At 47.4% G+C, this 16,248-nt stretch carries 14 protein-coding genes; 11 read left to right on the forward strand and 3 right to left on the reverse strand.

Annotated elements, in window-relative coordinates; translation table 11 throughout:
- Positions 1–65 precede the first annotated feature (65 nt).
- Entirely contained in the window at positions 66–782 is a 717-nt protein-coding gene (locus tag NJR55_RS01155) for a YebC/PmpR family DNA-binding transcriptional regulator (protein WP_253617092.1), read from the reverse strand.
- A 202-nt stretch (positions 783–984) separates the two neighbouring features.
- On the opposite strand from NJR55_RS01155, the gene NJR55_RS01160 reads away from it, so the two are divergent.
- A complete protein-coding gene (locus tag NJR55_RS01160) occupies positions 985–1,995 on the forward strand; it encodes an isopenicillin N synthase family dioxygenase (RefSeq protein ID WP_275978002.1) in 1,011 nt (336 codons plus the stop codon).
- Between the two features lie 289 nt (positions 1,996–2,284).
- Positions 2,285–4,120, forward strand: coding sequence for a S8 family peptidase (locus NJR55_RS01165; RefSeq protein ID WP_420844449.1), 1,836 nt, complete (start codon positions 2,285–2,287; stop codon positions 4,118–4,120).
- A gap of 81 nt (positions 4,121–4,201) precedes the next feature.
- On the opposite strand, the gene NJR55_RS01170 is transcribed toward NJR55_RS01165, so the two are convergent.
- Positions 4,202–6,736: a S8 family serine peptidase gene (locus NJR55_RS01170; RefSeq protein WP_253617097.1), complete on the reverse strand. Its 2,535-nt coding sequence runs from the start codon at positions 6,734–6,736 to the stop codon at positions 4,202–4,204.
- 317 nt (positions 6,737–7,053) lie between these two features.
- On the opposite strand from NJR55_RS01170, the gene NJR55_RS01175 reads away from it, so the two are divergent.
- From NJR55_RS01175 to NJR55_RS01195, 5 genes are read left to right on the forward strand one after another with little or no spacing between them, the layout of a single operon-like run.
- Positions 7,054–7,461 carry a curlin subunit CsgB gene (locus NJR55_RS01175; RefSeq protein WP_253617099.1) on the forward strand — a complete coding sequence of 136 codons (408 nt, stop codon included), beginning with the start codon at positions 7,054–7,056 and terminating at the stop codon, positions 7,459–7,461.
- 24 nt (positions 7,462–7,485) lie between these two features.
- A complete protein-coding gene (locus tag NJR55_RS01180) occupies positions 7,486–8,973 on the forward strand; it encodes a hypothetical protein (protein WP_253617101.1) in 1,488 nt (495 codons plus the stop codon).
- A gap of 52 nt (positions 8,974–9,025) precedes the next feature.
- Positions 9,026–9,403 (forward strand): curli production assembly/transport protein CsgE, encoded by a 378-nt coding sequence (locus NJR55_RS01185; RefSeq protein ID WP_253617103.1) that lies wholly within the window; start codon positions 9,026–9,028, stop codon positions 9,401–9,403.
- An 11-nt stretch (positions 9,404–9,414) separates the two neighbouring features.
- The gene (locus NJR55_RS01190; protein ID WP_253617105.1) at positions 9,415–9,798 is read left to right on the forward strand and encodes a curli assembly protein CsgF; all 384 of its coding nucleotides are present in this window, start codon (positions 9,415–9,417) and stop codon (positions 9,796–9,798) included.
- A 12-nt stretch (positions 9,799–9,810) separates the two neighbouring features.
- Positions 9,811–10,569, forward strand: a complete 759-nt coding sequence (locus NJR55_RS01195; protein ID WP_420844450.1) for a CsgG/HfaB family protein — start codon at positions 9,811–9,813, stop codon at positions 10,567–10,569.
- A gap of 6 nt (positions 10,570–10,575) precedes the next feature.
- Here NJR55_RS01195 and NJR55_RS01200 read toward each other — a convergent pair whose 3' ends face one another.
- Positions 10,576–11,220 (reverse strand): response regulator transcription factor, encoded by a 645-nt coding sequence (locus tag NJR55_RS01200; protein WP_253617109.1) that lies wholly within the window; start codon positions 11,218–11,220, stop codon positions 10,576–10,578.
- Positions 11,221–11,580: 360 nt separating this feature from the next.
- Here NJR55_RS01200 and sufB point away from each other — a divergent pair, with 360 nt between their 5' ends.
- The 4 genes from sufB to NJR55_RS01220 are packed head-to-tail and all read left to right on the forward strand — an operon-like array spanning position 11,581 to position 16,240.
- Positions 11,581–13,017 (forward strand): Fe-S cluster assembly protein SufB, encoded by a 1,437-nt coding sequence (gene sufB, locus NJR55_RS01205; RefSeq protein ID WP_253617110.1) that lies wholly within the window; start codon positions 11,581–11,583, stop codon positions 13,015–13,017.
- A gap of 3 nt (positions 13,018–13,020) precedes the next feature.
- On the forward strand, positions 13,021–13,779 hold the full coding sequence (gene sufC / locus NJR55_RS01210; RefSeq protein WP_253617112.1) for a Fe-S cluster assembly ATPase SufC: 759 nt from the start codon (positions 13,021–13,023) through the stop codon (positions 13,777–13,779).
- The gene (sufD, locus tag NJR55_RS01215) at positions 13,776–15,026 is read left to right on the forward strand and encodes a Fe-S cluster assembly protein SufD (RefSeq protein ID WP_253617114.1); all 1,251 of its coding nucleotides are present in this window, start codon (positions 13,776–13,778) and stop codon (positions 15,024–15,026) included. The genes sufC and sufD overlap by 4 nt, the downstream gene beginning before the upstream one ends.
- A complete protein-coding gene (locus NJR55_RS01220) occupies positions 15,023–16,240 on the forward strand; it encodes an aminotransferase class V-fold PLP-dependent enzyme (RefSeq protein ID WP_253617116.1) in 1,218 nt (405 codons plus the stop codon). Before sufD ends, NJR55_RS01220 begins: the two co-directional genes overlap by 4 nt.
- Positions 16,241–16,248: the final 8 nt, after the last annotated feature.

The raw sequence follows: 16,248 nt of genomic DNA on the forward strand, positions 1-16,248 counted from the left end.
CCTTGTTAATGAAGACCCCTGAAGTTTATAAGGTTTACTGAATAACCGAGTTGATCTGCATCAACCTAGTGTTCGGCATTATGGTAAATGTTTTGAACGTCATCCAAATCGTTCAGCATATCCATCAAACGTTCAAACATTGGTAAATCATCCTCAGCTATGCTGGTCGTTACCTGAGGTAAAAACTGAATTTCGTCAGCTTCAAAATCAATATCCGGGAACGCATTGGTCAGTGCCTGACGGGCTGCCGCGTACTCGGTATTTGGCGCAAAAACGGTAACCAGACCATCCTCGAATTCGACGTCGGTAACGTCAACATCAGCTTCCATCATGGCTTCCAGCACTTCGTCCTCATTGTCATGCTTGAAGGCGAAAATCGCACAGTGGTCAAATGAATGCGCAACGCTGCCCTGAGCGCCAATTTTTGATTTACTTTTGGTAAAGCAGTTACGGACATCGCCGAAGGTGCGGTTAGGGTTATCAGTTAGGCATTCGACAATAACCATACAGTTGCTGGGCCCATAGCCTTCGTAACGCGCTGGAGAAAAATCTTCTCCTGCTCCGCCCTGTGCCTTGTCTATTGCTTTTTCAATAACGTGAGCAGGAACCTGATCTTTTTTCGCCCGTTCTATTAAGCCTCGAAGCGCGAGATTGCCATCAGGATCTCCACCGCCTTGCTTGGCGCAAACGTAAATTTCACGGCCATAACGACTATAAACTTTGCTCTTTGCATTCGCCGTTTTAGCAATTGAATCTTTTCGGTTTTGATAGGCGCGACCCATTCTGAATTTCTCACTGTTTAATTAAAGACCCAAAGATTTTACACAGGCAGCTGTTACTGGTCGAGTACTAGCAGAAATAAGTACCGCCTTAATTGCAGATTATTGATATAGCCAAGCTATCTACCATAGAAGATTTTGATTCTTCAGTTAGTGCTACATGGCAACGTAAACTCAGCACCAGAAACAACCTGTTGAGTCAATTATGCAAAGCCCGATACCTGTATTATCCATGCGAAAACTTTATCTCAGTGCCTCTGACCGCCAGCAATTCATTGCTGACCTTGGTAAAGCTGCGCGCGATGTTGGCTTCTTCTACCTGGAAGACCACGGTATTTCACTGGCAGAACAAGTTAAGGTACTGGACACCGCTAAAACCTTTTTTGCACTCAGTGATGCAGAAAAGAAACAGGTGCAGATGATTCATTCACCGCATTTTCGTGGCTACTCAGCAAACTATTCAGAGTTAACAGCAGGCCGGCCGGACCGTCGTGAACAATTTGATATCATGGACGAACTGCCGGCTCAGGCTGCGTCCGCTATACGCCATGAGTGGCAAAAACTCATAGGACCCAACCAGTGGCCACGGCAATTGCCTGCCATGAAAACCCAGTTGTTGTCCTGGCAGGACAAGCTAACCGAAGTGTCTCTGCAGCTTTTAGAGGCGTTATGCGAAAGTCTCGAGCAACCGGCTAACACATTGGCTGAAACCATCAGCAACGGTCCTTACCGTCATACCAAGCTTATTAAATACCCCGGTAGCCCAGAAGCCTCTGGTCAGGGTGTTGGGGCCCATAAGGACCCGGGCTACCTCACCTTAGTTCTGCAGGACGAAAACAGCGGACTAGAAGTGGAGTACGAGCAACAGTGGTACAAAGTGGCTCCGCGCCCCGGCGCCTTTGTAGTAAATATTGGCGAATTACTGGAGCTGGCTTCTAATGGTTATTTAAAAGCGACTAACCATCGTGTTACCAGCCCTAAAACTGGGGTTACCCGTTATTCGTCGGCATTTTTCATGGCCGCTCAGCTGAATGCCTCAGTTCCCGTGTTAAAACTCCCTTCCCATTTAGCAAAACATGCTAAGGGGCCAAGCAGTGATCCGGGCAACCCTTTGCTGCATAACGTAGGCGAAAATGTGATGAAGGGCAGAAAGCGCTCCCACCCGGACGTATCAGCCCGTTTTTACGCGCCAGAAGAAAAATGCAGCTCCTGTTAATCATTTTTTACTATAAAAATATAACAAAACGATATAAGTAAAGTTGTGTAAATCACTCGTCATTTTTAAAAATGACGTCAACTTGCGTGAGCGCTGACTCTCAAGACGTTAACATGGGGTAACAAAAACCCGAGAAACATAATATTAGTTATATTTCCACACTGGTAGCAAGGTTTACTTTTCCGTCATCCTCTACAGAATCTACTTACGTAACATAACGTTACATATCTAGTGACGCTGTTTATCACTAAATTTAAACTCACAAAAAAACAACAAAGAGAATCTTATGATGACAAAAAATAAACAGCATAAGACGTTAATTGCTATCGCATTATCTGGCTTATTAGCCAGCACCGGCGTAGCAGCTGATACCTTATCGCAGAACGGAGCTGATAACGGCAATAATGGCGCAAAGCCATCTTTGAAAAACCCGGCAGCCGGGCCATCAACCAGCTTTATCGTTAAACTTAAAGATGGCTCTCAAGTTGTGCAGCAAATGCAACAACAATCAGCTCAGCATCCCTCCGCAAATGCTGCAGCCGTTGCCCAGCAGATGCGTGGATTTGCATCGGTACTTTCTAAACGCACCGGTAAAAGTGTCGCCTTTGAGCGTTCAATGGCTTTACAGCACCATTTCGTTGTAAAAGCTAATGGCAAACTGAGTCCGGAAGAAACCAAAGAATACCTTCAGTCATTAAAATCAGACAGCAGCGTTGAGTTTGTTGAAGAAAACAAAATGCTTCAACACTTTGCCACACCAAACGACCCTAACTATGACGACCAGTGGCATTATTACGAAAGCGTTGGTGGACTTAATGTCCCAACAGCGTGGGACTCAGTCGACGGCAGCGGCGTCGTTGTTGCTGTGCTCGATACCGGCTACCGCCCCCATTCGGACTTGGCAGGTAATATTCTTCCGGGCTACGACATGATTTCAGATAGCTTTATCGGCAACGACGGTGACGGCCGTGACAGCGACGCTCGTGACCCAGGCGATTGGGTAAGTGCTGGTGCCTGTGGTAACGGTCGCCCAGCTCAGGATCAAAACTCCAGTTGGCACGGCACTCACGTTGCCGGAACCATCGCAGCTGAAACCAACAACTCCAGTGGTGTAGCCGGTGTTGCGTACGGCGCGAAAATTGTTCCTGTCCGTGTTCTTGGCCGTTGCGGCGGAACATTGGCCGACATTGCAGATGGTATTGTCTGGGCGTCAGGCGGTTCAGTTCCGGGCACCAGCCCGAACGCTAACCCCGCAGATGTCTTGAACATGAGCCTGGGCGGCAGCGGTACTTGCTCAACTACAACGCAGAACGCGATCAACACCGCTCGCAACAACGGCGCGACAGTAGTCGTGGCTTCCGGTAACAGCAATGATAACTCAACCAACTACAACCCGGGCAACTGTAGCGGTGTTGTTAACGTAGCCTCTACTGATCGTAACGGCGATCGCGCTTACTACTCAAACTACGGTTCGAATGTAGATGTTGCGGCGCCAGGTGGTGCAATGCAAAGCGCTAACGACCCTAACGGTGTGCTATCTACTTACAACACAGGCACTTCAACACCAGGCTCTGATAGCTACGGCTACAGCCAGGGTACGTCAATGGCAGCCCCTCACGTAGCAGGCGCGGCCGCTTTAATTAAAGCAGCTGATCCTGCAGCGACACCAGATGATATTGAGCAGATTCTGCGTGATTCAGCCCGCTCGTTCCCAGGTAATTGCAGCGGCTGTGGTACTGGTATCGTCGATGCCGCTGCTGCTGTAGCACTGGCGTCCGGTGGCGGAAACGGCGGTGACAATGGTGGCGACGACGGCTCATCTGGCGGCGGTGGCACTGTTGATAACTTATCAGCATCAACTAATGAGTGGAATCGCTTCTATCTGGATGTTCCTGCTGGCATGTCAACATTAACAGTCACTATTACTGGTGGCAGCGGCGACGCGGATCTTTACCTGCGTCAAGGCAGTGAACCGACTCAGTCAAACTGGGACTGTCGTCCATATAATGCCGGGAATGAAGAAGTCTGCACTATCGACAACCCTCAGGAAGGCCGCTGGCACATTGGTGTCTTTGCCTACAGCGCATATTCAGGCGTCGATCTTGAAGCACGCTATGAACCTTAATTAACCGCTAGGTATAATTGAGCATAGAAAAGGGCACCAATTGGTGCCCTTTATACGTTAAAACGTCGGCTTAACTCAGCATTAGAAACTCGCTGTAGCTGATTGACATGCCTCAGTTCCGGTTTCACACAGCTCGTATACTACATCGCTTCCGTCAGACTCAAAGCGATCACGGTATCGACCTGAATTATCCAGGGTTTCGATAAACTCCCCATCACGATAAAGATCGACATCTCCAGAAGCTCCGCTCCAACGCAGGTCGACCAGCGTCGTACCATTACGCAAGTGAGTCGCACGATAAATACTCAGTTCAATATCGGTAATACTGACATTAACTGACCGGGTGACACTATCAGAAAGCTCAGTTTCATCCGTAACCGTTAGTGTTACATCATAAACGCCCGCTTCAGAGTAAGCATAGATCGGGCTAGCTTCTGTTGAAGTGTTACCGTCACCGAATTCCCAGAAGTAACTGGCAATGTCGCCATCGCTGTCTGACGAAGTATTCGTAAAGGTCACAGTTAAGTCATCAACACTGGTTTCAAATCCGGCAACCGGAGCATCCGGCAAACCATCATCCTCTTCCACGGCTGATAAAGTTAATGACCAGTGATTTAGTGTGCCTGTATCAGCACCTGCATTATCTGAAACGGTCAACGTCCAGTCACCAGTCATATCTTCACCATTAAAGGTATCAACAGACCAACTACGCACTAAATCTTCAGCGCTACCACCGGAACGGTCATGCAATACATGCTCAGTACCAGCGGGCGAGGTTAAGCTGACAATCAAGTCGCCCTGCCAGGTATGGGTAATATCCACACTCACGTCCGCACCGAAGACAACACCGGTTTCGGGTACATTAATGACTCGCGAAATACCCTCACTGTCATCATCAGGAATATCGGTATTTGCTGCGTCTTCGTAATAGAAGTCTGACAGACCTTGTGGCAGAACATACACAGCCGAACTTACTTCACGGGTAATTTCACCAGTTTCAGCATCGGAGCCACTGACGGTAATGCTGTACTCACCCCATTGTGTTTCATCGGTTGTATTCACCAGTACATCAACACTGTCACCTTCATTGGCTTGGCTTACAGATAAAGAAACATCCAGTTCAGGCTCAGCCGCAACACTTAAATCAACGGTGCCTGACCAATCTGCAATACTGTCAACATCAAGAGTAAAGGCAGCGTTCTCACCCGCTACAATTTCCTGTCTACCCGGAGATAAAGTTAACAGGTAAGTCGGCTCGGGATCGGCAGCTTCTAAAGCATTTAATGCGTTCAGACGCTTTCCTGAAGCCGTTTTACCCGATAATGCCGGAATACTCTCGCCTGAATCCATAAGAATTTGCTTTACTTCAGCAATGCTAAGACTCGGGTCAATGGACCAGACTAATGCGGCAACACCTGCAACATGTGGACTGGACATCGAGGTTCCGGTTGCAGTCGCGTAACCGCCATCTAAGTAGGTTGAAAGAATTTCCGTACCCGGAGCCCCTAAATCAACAGATTCCAGACCATAGGTTGAGTCCTCTTCCATATCATCAGTGCGCGTTGTATTGGCAACATTCACAATACCGTCGAGATCGTAACCACCAGGATAGCTTGCAGTGACGTCTGCATCGACCCCTGCGTTTCCGGCAGCCGAGACAAACATAATGCCCTGATCAATACTGTCGCTAATGGCTGTTTTTAAAGACTCTGAATAAGAACCACCACCCCAGGAGTTATTAGTCGCAACCAAATTAACACCATGGTTAACTTTTAAATTGGTCATGTAGTTAATACATTCAATAGCGCCATCGGTATAACCGTCACCAAACTCGTCGAGAAATTGACAGCCGATTATTTGCACGTCCCAGTTAATTCCGGTAACCCCCGCGCCATTATTTGATGTTGCACCAATGGTGCCTGCAACGTGTGTACCATGACCATTCTCATCCATAGGATCACCGGTGGACGTTATAGCCGAGTAACCATAGCAATCATCGACAACACCGTTGCCATCGTCATCTTCCCCGTTATCACAGACTTCACCCGGGTTGACCCACATGTTTCCAGCTAAATCAGGATGGGTGTAGTCAACACCACTGTCGATTACGCCAATAACAATATTACTGTCGCCGGTCGTAATATCCCAGGCTGGCCGGGCATCAATATCCGCACCCGGCGTACCGCCGCTCTGCCCGGTATTTTCCAGCGCCCACATATCGCCGAAGCCAGGATCATCCGGAGTAGCAAGAATATTGAACTTGGGATCTTTTGAATCGTTAATACTAATAACGTAATTAGGCTCAGCAACCTCAACCAGCGGATGCTGAGACAGACGCTTGATTAACGCATCACGCTGTTTTGCATTGCGTACGTTAACTTTAGCAATTCGGCCATCAGCAATATGACGCATTGCGATATCACGACCACTGTCATCGAGTGCGCGTAAACTGCCGCCCGCATTTTTGATTAAGTCTTGCCGTTGTTCTTTCGTCACTGACTGCTTAAACATCACCAGCAATGAATCATCATCAGCTTTCTTATCGGTTGCCGCTACAGCTGAACCTGCGGCCAACGCTATAGAAATACCAACGACTAACTTTTTAATATTAGCCATTTTGCTTCCTCTGTCTTGTTGTTTTATGAGTTATCGTCGTGCCTAAAACTTAAGCACTAGAAAATAACTAGCATATTTTTGACGTAAAGATATCTCGAAAGATATAGCTTTACAAAATCTGATCACAAATAGGAAAAAAGGGCTAGCCCGTTTGGGGCAGAGAGGTACAGATAAATCTTCAAGAGCATGAAAAATAATGATATTTCAATTCAAAAACATCATGAACGCGTCACATAAAATACCCCTTTCATACGATTGTTCAGCTCTCTGAACCACCTATTCTTGTTAACGGAATTATTAACAAGAGGTGTTCCGCTTTGACTTACAAAAAACAACTTTTAGCAGCATTGGTTTTGCTTTTTGTCTCACTCCCCGGAGTGGCAAAAGACATTCCTGTTGCGCTAGCAGGGTTACTGGAGCGGCAGGCCCTTGCAAACCATGCAGAAATTGCTCAACTCGGATCTTATAACCTCACTTCTGTTATTCAGTCGGGCGAGCAAAATTATGCGTATTTGGTTCAGTCGGGCTTTGAGAACACTCTGAGTCTGGAACAGCAAGGGTTCAATAATTCTGTCACTGCAGAACAATCAGGACGCGGTAATTCAGCGACCATCCTGCAATTGGGGAATAGCAATCTTATTCAGCTACAACAGCTGGGTAATGACAATGCTATCACTATCCAACAATCAGGCTCTGCCGCTGAAATGTCCATCACGCAGTTTTGATTACAACAATTACGGAGAACAATCATGTCGAAAATACTCATAAAGAAAAGTGCCATCGCTCTTGCTTTAGGCATTGCCTTTGCAGGTAGCGCTGTTGCCGAAAACCATGTTGCCGTCGTCAATCAGGAGTCGGCTGGCGCCGTTGAAATTGGCAACGAAGTCTATGTCGAACAAGCAGGTCTTGTACACTGGGCGTATGCCGACCAATACGGTGACGATAACGTTACATCGCTGCTTCAGTTTGACGAGTGGCAGGAAGCTTATGCCTACGTAACCGGTGACTTCAACTTAGCCGAAGGCGAGCAGTCTGGATTTTGGAACGTTTTTAATGCTGATGTCGTTGGTGATGACAACTGGTTATCTGCTTATCAGGAAGGTAGTTTGAACTCTGCCAGCATTTTCCTACAAGGTGACGGTAACACAGCAATTGCTGACCAGTCTGGTATTGCAAACGAGGCAACCATCGATCTAAGCGGTGACTATAACGCAGCAGAAATTTATCAGTCAGGCGATTCCAACTGGAGCAACTTCCAGATTTCAGGCAGTGATAACCTGTTCTTAAGTGAACAGTCTGGCTCACTGAATGAATCAGGCTATTTCAATGCTTCAGGCGACCGCAATACTTTTGAAGCATCACAAGAAGGTGACGGTAACGTTGCAGGTGTTGTTGGTGCAAATGGCGATGACAACGAAGTTTATGCTCAGCAATATGGTTCATCAAACGTTTTTATAGCCCGAGACTTAGAGGGTAACGAAAACTTTGTCGATGTGTTTCAGGACGGTTCAGCAAACGAATTCCTGATTCAGCCTATTCAGGGCGAAGCCAACTTTATTGTCGTTCAGCAGCAAGGTAGCTCAAACGTTGTTGAAGCCGCGAATGGCATGATTGGTAACGACAACTTAATTGATGCATACCAACGCGGAGACAATAACTACGCAGTATTTGCGACCGAAGGCGACATGCATAATGTTGAGCTTGAGCAGGTAGGCGATAACAACACTGCCGTCGGTGAATCTTACGGTGAGCAAAATGACATCATGGTCAGCAGCCGTGGTGATGACAACTTTAACGGAGTGGCTGTACAGGGCGTATCTAACGACATTCAGAGCCGTCAGCGCGGTGATACAAACACAGCCGAAGTTGTGTTTGTTGGTGACGATAACGATGTCATGTCTAACCAGGTTGGTAACGGTAACGTAACTCTTGCTTACTCTTACGACGCAGGCACAACGTCAGGCAACACGTTAGATTCCGAACAGCAAGGTGATATTAACTTAATCGATACCATTATTGGTGGCGATGAAAACCTAATCAGCTTCTATCAGGAAGGTAATAGCAACGTTATCGCCGGAGATGGCGGTTCGTTCATTGTTGGCGGTAGCCAAGGCAGTGTTGATATTCAGCAAGTAGGTGACTACAACGTTGTTACCGGCGGTCAGGCCAGTGACGGCAACACTATGAGCGTATATCAGCAAGGCGACTACAACGTCGCTACTGTTATTCAATACTAAAAAGTAAGGTTAGCGGCTGCCTCATTTTGACGCAGCCGCTTTCTTAATCTTTATGCTAAAGAAACTCATTCTACTCGTTCTGTTGTTTACTCCGGTTAGTCAGGCTGACGAAATAGAGCTTGGCGGCATGGTGCTGGATCGAACCATTTCACGTTTCGGTAAAGACTTCTTCTTTTACTACACCAGCTATTGGCGTGACATTCCCTCAACCAATGGTATTACCGTAGTTATTCACGAGCAGGTCTATCCTCAGGCTGGCACCTATTTGTGGGTGGAGATGGAGCAAACCAAGATATTCCAGACCTACTTCGGAAGACGGCAAAACGATGTCAAGAAAATGGCCGAACAAGCCATTTTGATCAGTATTAACGAAGTCGCGCGAGTGAAAGCGGACTCTGTATTTGATACGCCACAAGATAATAATTTTTAAAGGCGCAGATTATGAAATCACGTTGGCTCTTCATTGGTTTTTTGTTTACGGCAGTGAATGCCGCAGCAACTGAAATTGTCTATCAACCTATCAACCCGAGCTTTGGCGGAAACCCAATGAACGGGAGTTTTTTATTACAAAAAGCACAAAGTCAGAATGCTCATTCGGCTCCTGACACCGACCGCTCTTTTGTTGATCGTTTCCGTGAAGCGTTAGAGCGTAATATCATCAATTCACTTACCCGTCGTATTGCGGATGGCGAAATTGTTGAAGGCCTGTATGACACAGGTGAGTACACGGTTGAAGTTGTTGGTCAGCCAGACGGTAGCGTTATTGTCTACATCACTCATAACGGCAGTGGTGAACAGACTGTTATCACCATGCCTTCAATATAAGTGAGGATAATGATCATGCGTAAAGTTCTCCTCATTTTAGCTTCGCTTGTTATGAGCGGCTGCGCGTTAATGCCCAAGCCGACGGACATCAATATACAGCCCGCTGAAATTGACGCGCCCAGCTCAACAATGACAACTTTGAAACAAAGCCCATTACCCCAGACCCGTATTCCGGTATCGGTTTATGCCTTTAGGGATCAAACCGGGCAGTATAAACCACAAGCTAACGTTTCCAGCTTTTCTACCGCAGTGACTCAAGGTGCAACCTCTATGCTCACTCAAATGTTACTGGAATCAGGTTGGTTCTTACCTATGGAGCGAGAAAACCTGCAAAATTTGTTAACTGAGCGAAAAATTCATAACTCAGGCAAAAATAAAGAGCTCCCTCCGCTAAGTGAGGCCAGATTGTTGCTAGAGGGCGGAATTATAAGCTACGACACCAATGTCAGTACCGGAGGTATCGGCGCAGAGTATTTTGGTATTGGTGCATCGGAACTCTACCGGGAAGATCAGGTATCCGTCTATCTACGAGCGGTAGACGTTTATAGTGGGCAGGTACTGGTGTCGGTATCAGCTAATAAAAAAGTGTTCTCACAAGAGCTACGGGCGGGTCTGTTTCGCTACGTGTCTCTCAACCGGCTGGCCGAATTCGAGGGCGGCTATTCAACCAACGAACCGGTTCAATTGTCGGTAAAACAAGCCATGGAGAGAGCGCTGGTGGAATTAATAGAAAAAGGCCTGGAAATGGGTTATTGGCGTGCAGAAAGTTAACCAGCGTTAAACGGATGTCGCGTAACTGGACCACTTTAGTAATTCGACCCGGTTACGCGCGCCGGTCTTTCGAAAAATAGAAGATAAGTGTGTTTTCACAGTATGAGCACTAATATTTAAGTGCTCAGCAATTTCCTTATTGCGAGCACCAGTAGCAACCAGCTCTATAACTTTTAACTCTTGTGGTGTAAGAGAGTTAATTTGAGACACGGTAGTAAAAGAGTCATCCGCTTGCCGCCGCAGCATCATTTCTTCAATCTTATTTGAAAGCAATGAGCGCGGATAATAGAGTTCCCCCTGACTAATAACTTTTATCGCGGTCAGTACCCGGTCTAAATGGTCGTTTTCATAAATAATACCGCGGGCACCAAGGTTCAGGGCTTGAATAGGCCGAACATCGTCTTTTCTCGCATTAACCAGAAATAAAGGATAGGTTTTGGTTAACGCAGCAATTTCACTGGTGATGTGGGAACGGGATAACTGCTCCGTTCCCAGAGAATAGGCCACCATGGTTTCGGACTCTGGCGAATGACCAACCAGTTCAGAAAATGCACGATGGACGACTGATATCTCTAAGGATTCTGCGAGCAACCCTAAGTTCTGCGTACGTTTTTGGTGTTCGATTAAAGCTAACCGAGTGTAACGCCCCATAACAGCCCCCCTAAACCTAAAGACCTACTTTTTATCACTGTACTTCTCTTCTTATATTCCTCTTATATTACATTTTTCCAACGACTCATGTAGCTCTTTACAATATATGATTAAAATTTGTGCTGAAAGACATAGCACCTTAGAACATGTAACAAAATGTAACAAGCATTCTAATTTATCTCATGCCATTTAAAATAAAGAGCGACAGGCTTACCTTCCCCGGCGAAATAAGCGACAAAAAGGCTGTGATCCCGTATAATGTTGGTCAGCAGATAAAGTTGAGTGTTTTAGTCAGGTATTTTATACTGTCGGCCAGTAACGGGCGAAACTCCCATCCGCAGCTTTTAGAGTGGGTAAATCATGAGTGAACAGATTGATCAGGCGCTTGCGCGTAAATACGACGCAGGCTTCGTTTCAGAAATAGAGTCAGAAACTTTCCCAATTGGTTTGGACGAAGACGTCATTGCCCGTCTGTCCGCCATTAAGGGTGAACCTGAATGGATGCTGGAATGGCGTCTGAAGGCTTATCGCACCTGGTTAAAAATGGAAGAGCCTGACTGGGCACACGTCGATTATCCCAAAGTAGATTACCAGTCAATTTCATATTACTCCGCACCTAAGAGTATGAAAGACAAGCCTAAGTCTTTAGACGAGGTTGATCCGGAACTGCTACGCACATACGAAAAGCTGGGTATTCCTCTGCATGAGCAGGAAATGCTCGCAGGCGTAGCTGTTGATGCAGTCTTCGACTCAGTATCCGTGGTCACAACATTCCGCGAGAAGCTGGAAGAAGCAGGAGTTATCTTCTGCCCTATCTCCGAAGCCCTTCATAAGTACCCTGACTTAGTTAAAAAGTACTTAGGTACTGTAGTTCCTCGTGGCGATAACTTCTTTGCTGCGCTGAACAGTGCCGTATTCACCGATGGTTCATTTGTTTATATTCCAAAAGGCGTTCGCTGCCCTATGGAACTATCAACTTACTTCCGCATAAACGAACAGAACACCGGTCAGTTTGAACGTACGTTAATCGTTGCCGAAGAAGGCAGCCATGTCAGTTACCTCGAAGGTTGTACTGCACCCCAGCGCGACGAAAACCAATTACACGCAGCCGTAGTTGAGCTTGTTGCACTAGATGATGCCGAGATCAAATACTCGACGGTGCAAAACTGGTACCCGGGCGACGAAAACGGCAAAGGTGGTATCTACAACTTTGTCACTAAACGCGGCCTGTGTGAGAAAAACGCTAAAATCTCCTGGACTCAGGTAGAAACAGGCTCAGCCGTCACCTGGAAGTACCCAAGCTGTATTCTTAAAGGTGACAACAGCGTTGGTGAATTCTACTCGGTCGCATTAACTCGCGGAAAACAACAAGCCGATACCGGCACCAAAATGATTCACTTAGGTAAAAACACTAAGTCCACCATCATTTCCAAGGGTATTTCCGCTGGTCGCAGTAATAACGCTTACCGTGGTCTGGTGCGTATGGGCCCTGGTGCTGAAGGCGCGCGTAACTTTACCGAATGTGATTCGCTGCTTATTGGCGACCAGTGCGGCGCACACACATTCCCGTATATTGAAAGCAGCAATCCAACCGCGATTGTTGAGCACGAAGCCACCACCTCTAAGGTGAGTGACGATCAATTATTCTTATGTCGGCAACGAGGCCTGGACCCTGAAAAAGCAGTCTCAATGATTGTAAATGGCTTCTGTAAAGAGGTATTCCGCGAACTGCCAATGGAGTTTGCGGTGGAAGCCGGTAAGTTGCTTGAAATCAGTCTTGAAGGTTCAGTGGGGTAAAACATGCTATCGATTAAAGACCTGCACGCACGTGTGGAAGAAACAACAATTTTGAAAGGCCTGAATCTGGAAATAAAACCCGGCGAAGTACATGCCATTATGGGTCCTAACGGTGCCGGTAAAAGTACTTTAGGCTACGTTTTATCCGGCCGCGACGGCTACGAGGTAGAAAGCGGCAGCGTGGAAATGGACGGTAAAGATTTACTGGACATGGAAGTGGAAGAACGCGCTCAGGCCGGATTATTCCTGGCATTCCAATATCCGGTTGAAATTCCCGGCGTAAGCAACATGGAATTCATGAAGGAATCCGTGAATGCACTACGTGAAGCGCGTGGCGAAAAATCTTTAAGCTCTGCAGAGTTTTTGAAAAAAGCAAAAGAAGCCTGTAAGCAAGTTGAATTACCGCTGGATTTCTTAAAGCGTGGTGTCAATGAAGGCTTTTCCGGTGGTGAGAAAAAGCGTAACGAAATTATGCAGCTGATCATGCTGGAGCCTAAACTGGCCATTCTTGATGAGTCCGACTCAGGTCTGGACGTTGACGCATTGCAGGTTGTCGCCAATGGCGTTAACAGCCAGCGCGACGGCAAGCGCAGCTTTATCGTGGTTACCCACTATCAACGCCTTCTGGATTACATCCAGCCTGACTACGTTCACATTCTGTCAAAAGGCAAAATTGTGAAAAGTGGCGGCCCTGAGCTAGCTAAAGAAGTTGAAGCTTCAGGCTACGCCTGGTTAGCGGAAGCAGAAGGAGCAGATGCATGAGTCAATGGTTAAACCACGTTTTAGAGCGTGCCTCGACCGTTGACGATTGGCTATCTCCGGTCCGGGCACAAGCCTTGGACACTTTAAAGCAGCAGCAATGGCCGACACGCCGCACCGAAGCCTGGCGTTATACGTCGTTGCATCCGGTTGCTGACTTAGAGCTGAAATCCGGCACCGGTAATGTGACCGCCGAAGCACCAATCATTGAAGGCTTAAACAGTCTGGATTTGGTGTTTGTGGACGGTCAGCTTAGTACCGACATCAGCAAGCTTAAGTTACCTGAAGGCATCACTATTAGTGAGCTTTCAGCGCCCAGCGAACCCGCTGAAGCTATTTTTGCGCAAGTAAAACCCAGCCGCCATTTGTTTGGTCTGGTGAACGACGTATTGGCGCAGCAAGGCGTTGTTATCGACATTGCAGCTAACGCTAAAGTTGAACAGCCCATTCGCATTGTTAACTTTGCGTCTGCCGGTATTGAATCTCATCAGCGTACGCTGGTGCGTGTTGGTGAAAATGCGCAGGCAACCATTATTGAGCACGGCAGCGGCTCAGGTAATAGCCTGAATACCGTCTTTGCTGAGTATGATATTGCCGAGAAAGCGCGTTTAGAGCATTACCGCTTTGCACTGCATGAAGGCGAAGCGATTCATATTGGCGGCAGTCACTTTAAACTGCACGATCACGCCAGACTGAACAGCACCTTAATTGGCTACGGCAGTCAATTAACCCGTCTGGACGTTGATATTGAACACGCGGGCGAGCACGCCTTTGCTAAGTTTAATAACGTGTATTTACTGGCTCCACGCCAGCACTTCGATCTGCACAGCACCATTGAACATGCCTCACCCAACGGTACCACGGAAGAGAACGCCCGGGGCATTATCGGTGACCGGGCAAAAGCGGTCTTTAACGGTCGTATTCATATTCACCGGCATGCGCAAAAAACCCTGGCCGAACTGAATAATCGTAACCTGCTGCTGACTCGTGGTGCGCAAATTAATACTAAGCCCGAGCTGGAAATTTACGCAGACGATGTACAGTGTGCGCACGGTGCAACGGTTGCTGAAATTGACGAAGAGGCGTTGTATTACATGCTGACGCGTGGCATCGACAAACAACAGGCTTTGGTTATGCTCAACTTTGGCTTCGTACAGGAAATGGTGTTCCAAATGCCAAATAAAGCCCTGGCCGACTGGTTGCAGCCTATTTTGAAAACCCGCTTTGAAAGTATGATGGAGAAGCAATGAGCCTGAACGTTGCACAAATTCGTGAGCAGTTTCCGATACTGCAACGGCAGGTAAACGGTAAACCACTGGTTTATCTGGATAACGCTGCCACCACGCAAAAGCCACAAGCGGTCATCGATGCGCTGACGGATTACTATACTCAGTGCAACGCCAATGTTCATCGCGGGGCTCATTATCTTTCTGATGAAGCCACCCGTCGCTACGAAGCGGCACGTAAAACCGTCGCTGATTACATACATGCTAATCGTCAGGAAGAGGTTATCTGGACCAGCGGCACAACCGAGGGTATTAACCTGGTCGCTAATGGTGTCGCTCAGCGCTTAAAAGCCGGTGAAGAAGTGCTGGTGACCGAAATGGAACACCATGCGAACCTGGTCACCTGGCAACAGGCGTGTAAGCGTTCTGGCGCCACGTTAAAAGTCGTACCCATTAACGAAGACGGTTCCCTGAATACCGAGCAGTTTCACGCTCTATTGAGTGAGAACACGGCTTTCGTTTCAATGCCGCACATTTCAAATGCGCTGGGCACCATCAACCCAATTAAAGAACTCACCGCTGCCGCTAAAGCCAAAGACGCACTGGTCATGATAGACGGTGCTCAGGGTGTTGCACATGGCGCTATTGACGTGCAGGACATTGGTTGTGACTTTTACGCGTTTTCCGGTCATAAGCTGTTCGGTCCAACCGGCATTGGCGTACTCTGGGGTTGTTATGAGGTTTTAAAAGACTGGCCTATATGGTTAGTCGGCGGCGAAATGATAGCTACAGTCAGTTACCAGGACGCCACCTGGGGGGAATTACCCAACCGACTGGAAGCCGGTACGCCAAATATCGCTGGTGCCATTGGTCTGGCGGCAGCTATAAACTGGTTACAGCAATTTAATAAAGTCGACATTTTAGCTCACGAAACTGCCTTACTGGCACGCGCAACCGAGCTGGCCGAGCAAACCGATGGCTTAACCATTGTTGGTCACGCCGACAACAAAATTGGTGTGCTAAGCTTTATTTTAGAAGGCGCACACCCGGCTGATATTGGCTTTTTGCTGGACAAACAAGGCATTGCCATTCGTACTGGTGATCACTGCGCTCAACCGCTTATGAAACGCCTGAATGTACCGGGTACTGCGCGAGCGTCATTTACCATTTATAATACGTTAGACGAGGTTGATAAGCTTTTTGAAGGCATCAACAAAGCTCGTTTAATGCTAGCCTAATGGCAGGA

It is taken from the genome of Idiomarina rhizosphaerae (assembly GCF_024159085.1).
Taxonomy (GTDB): Bacteria; Pseudomonadota; Gammaproteobacteria; order Enterobacterales; family Alteromonadaceae; genus Idiomarina; species Idiomarina rhizosphaerae.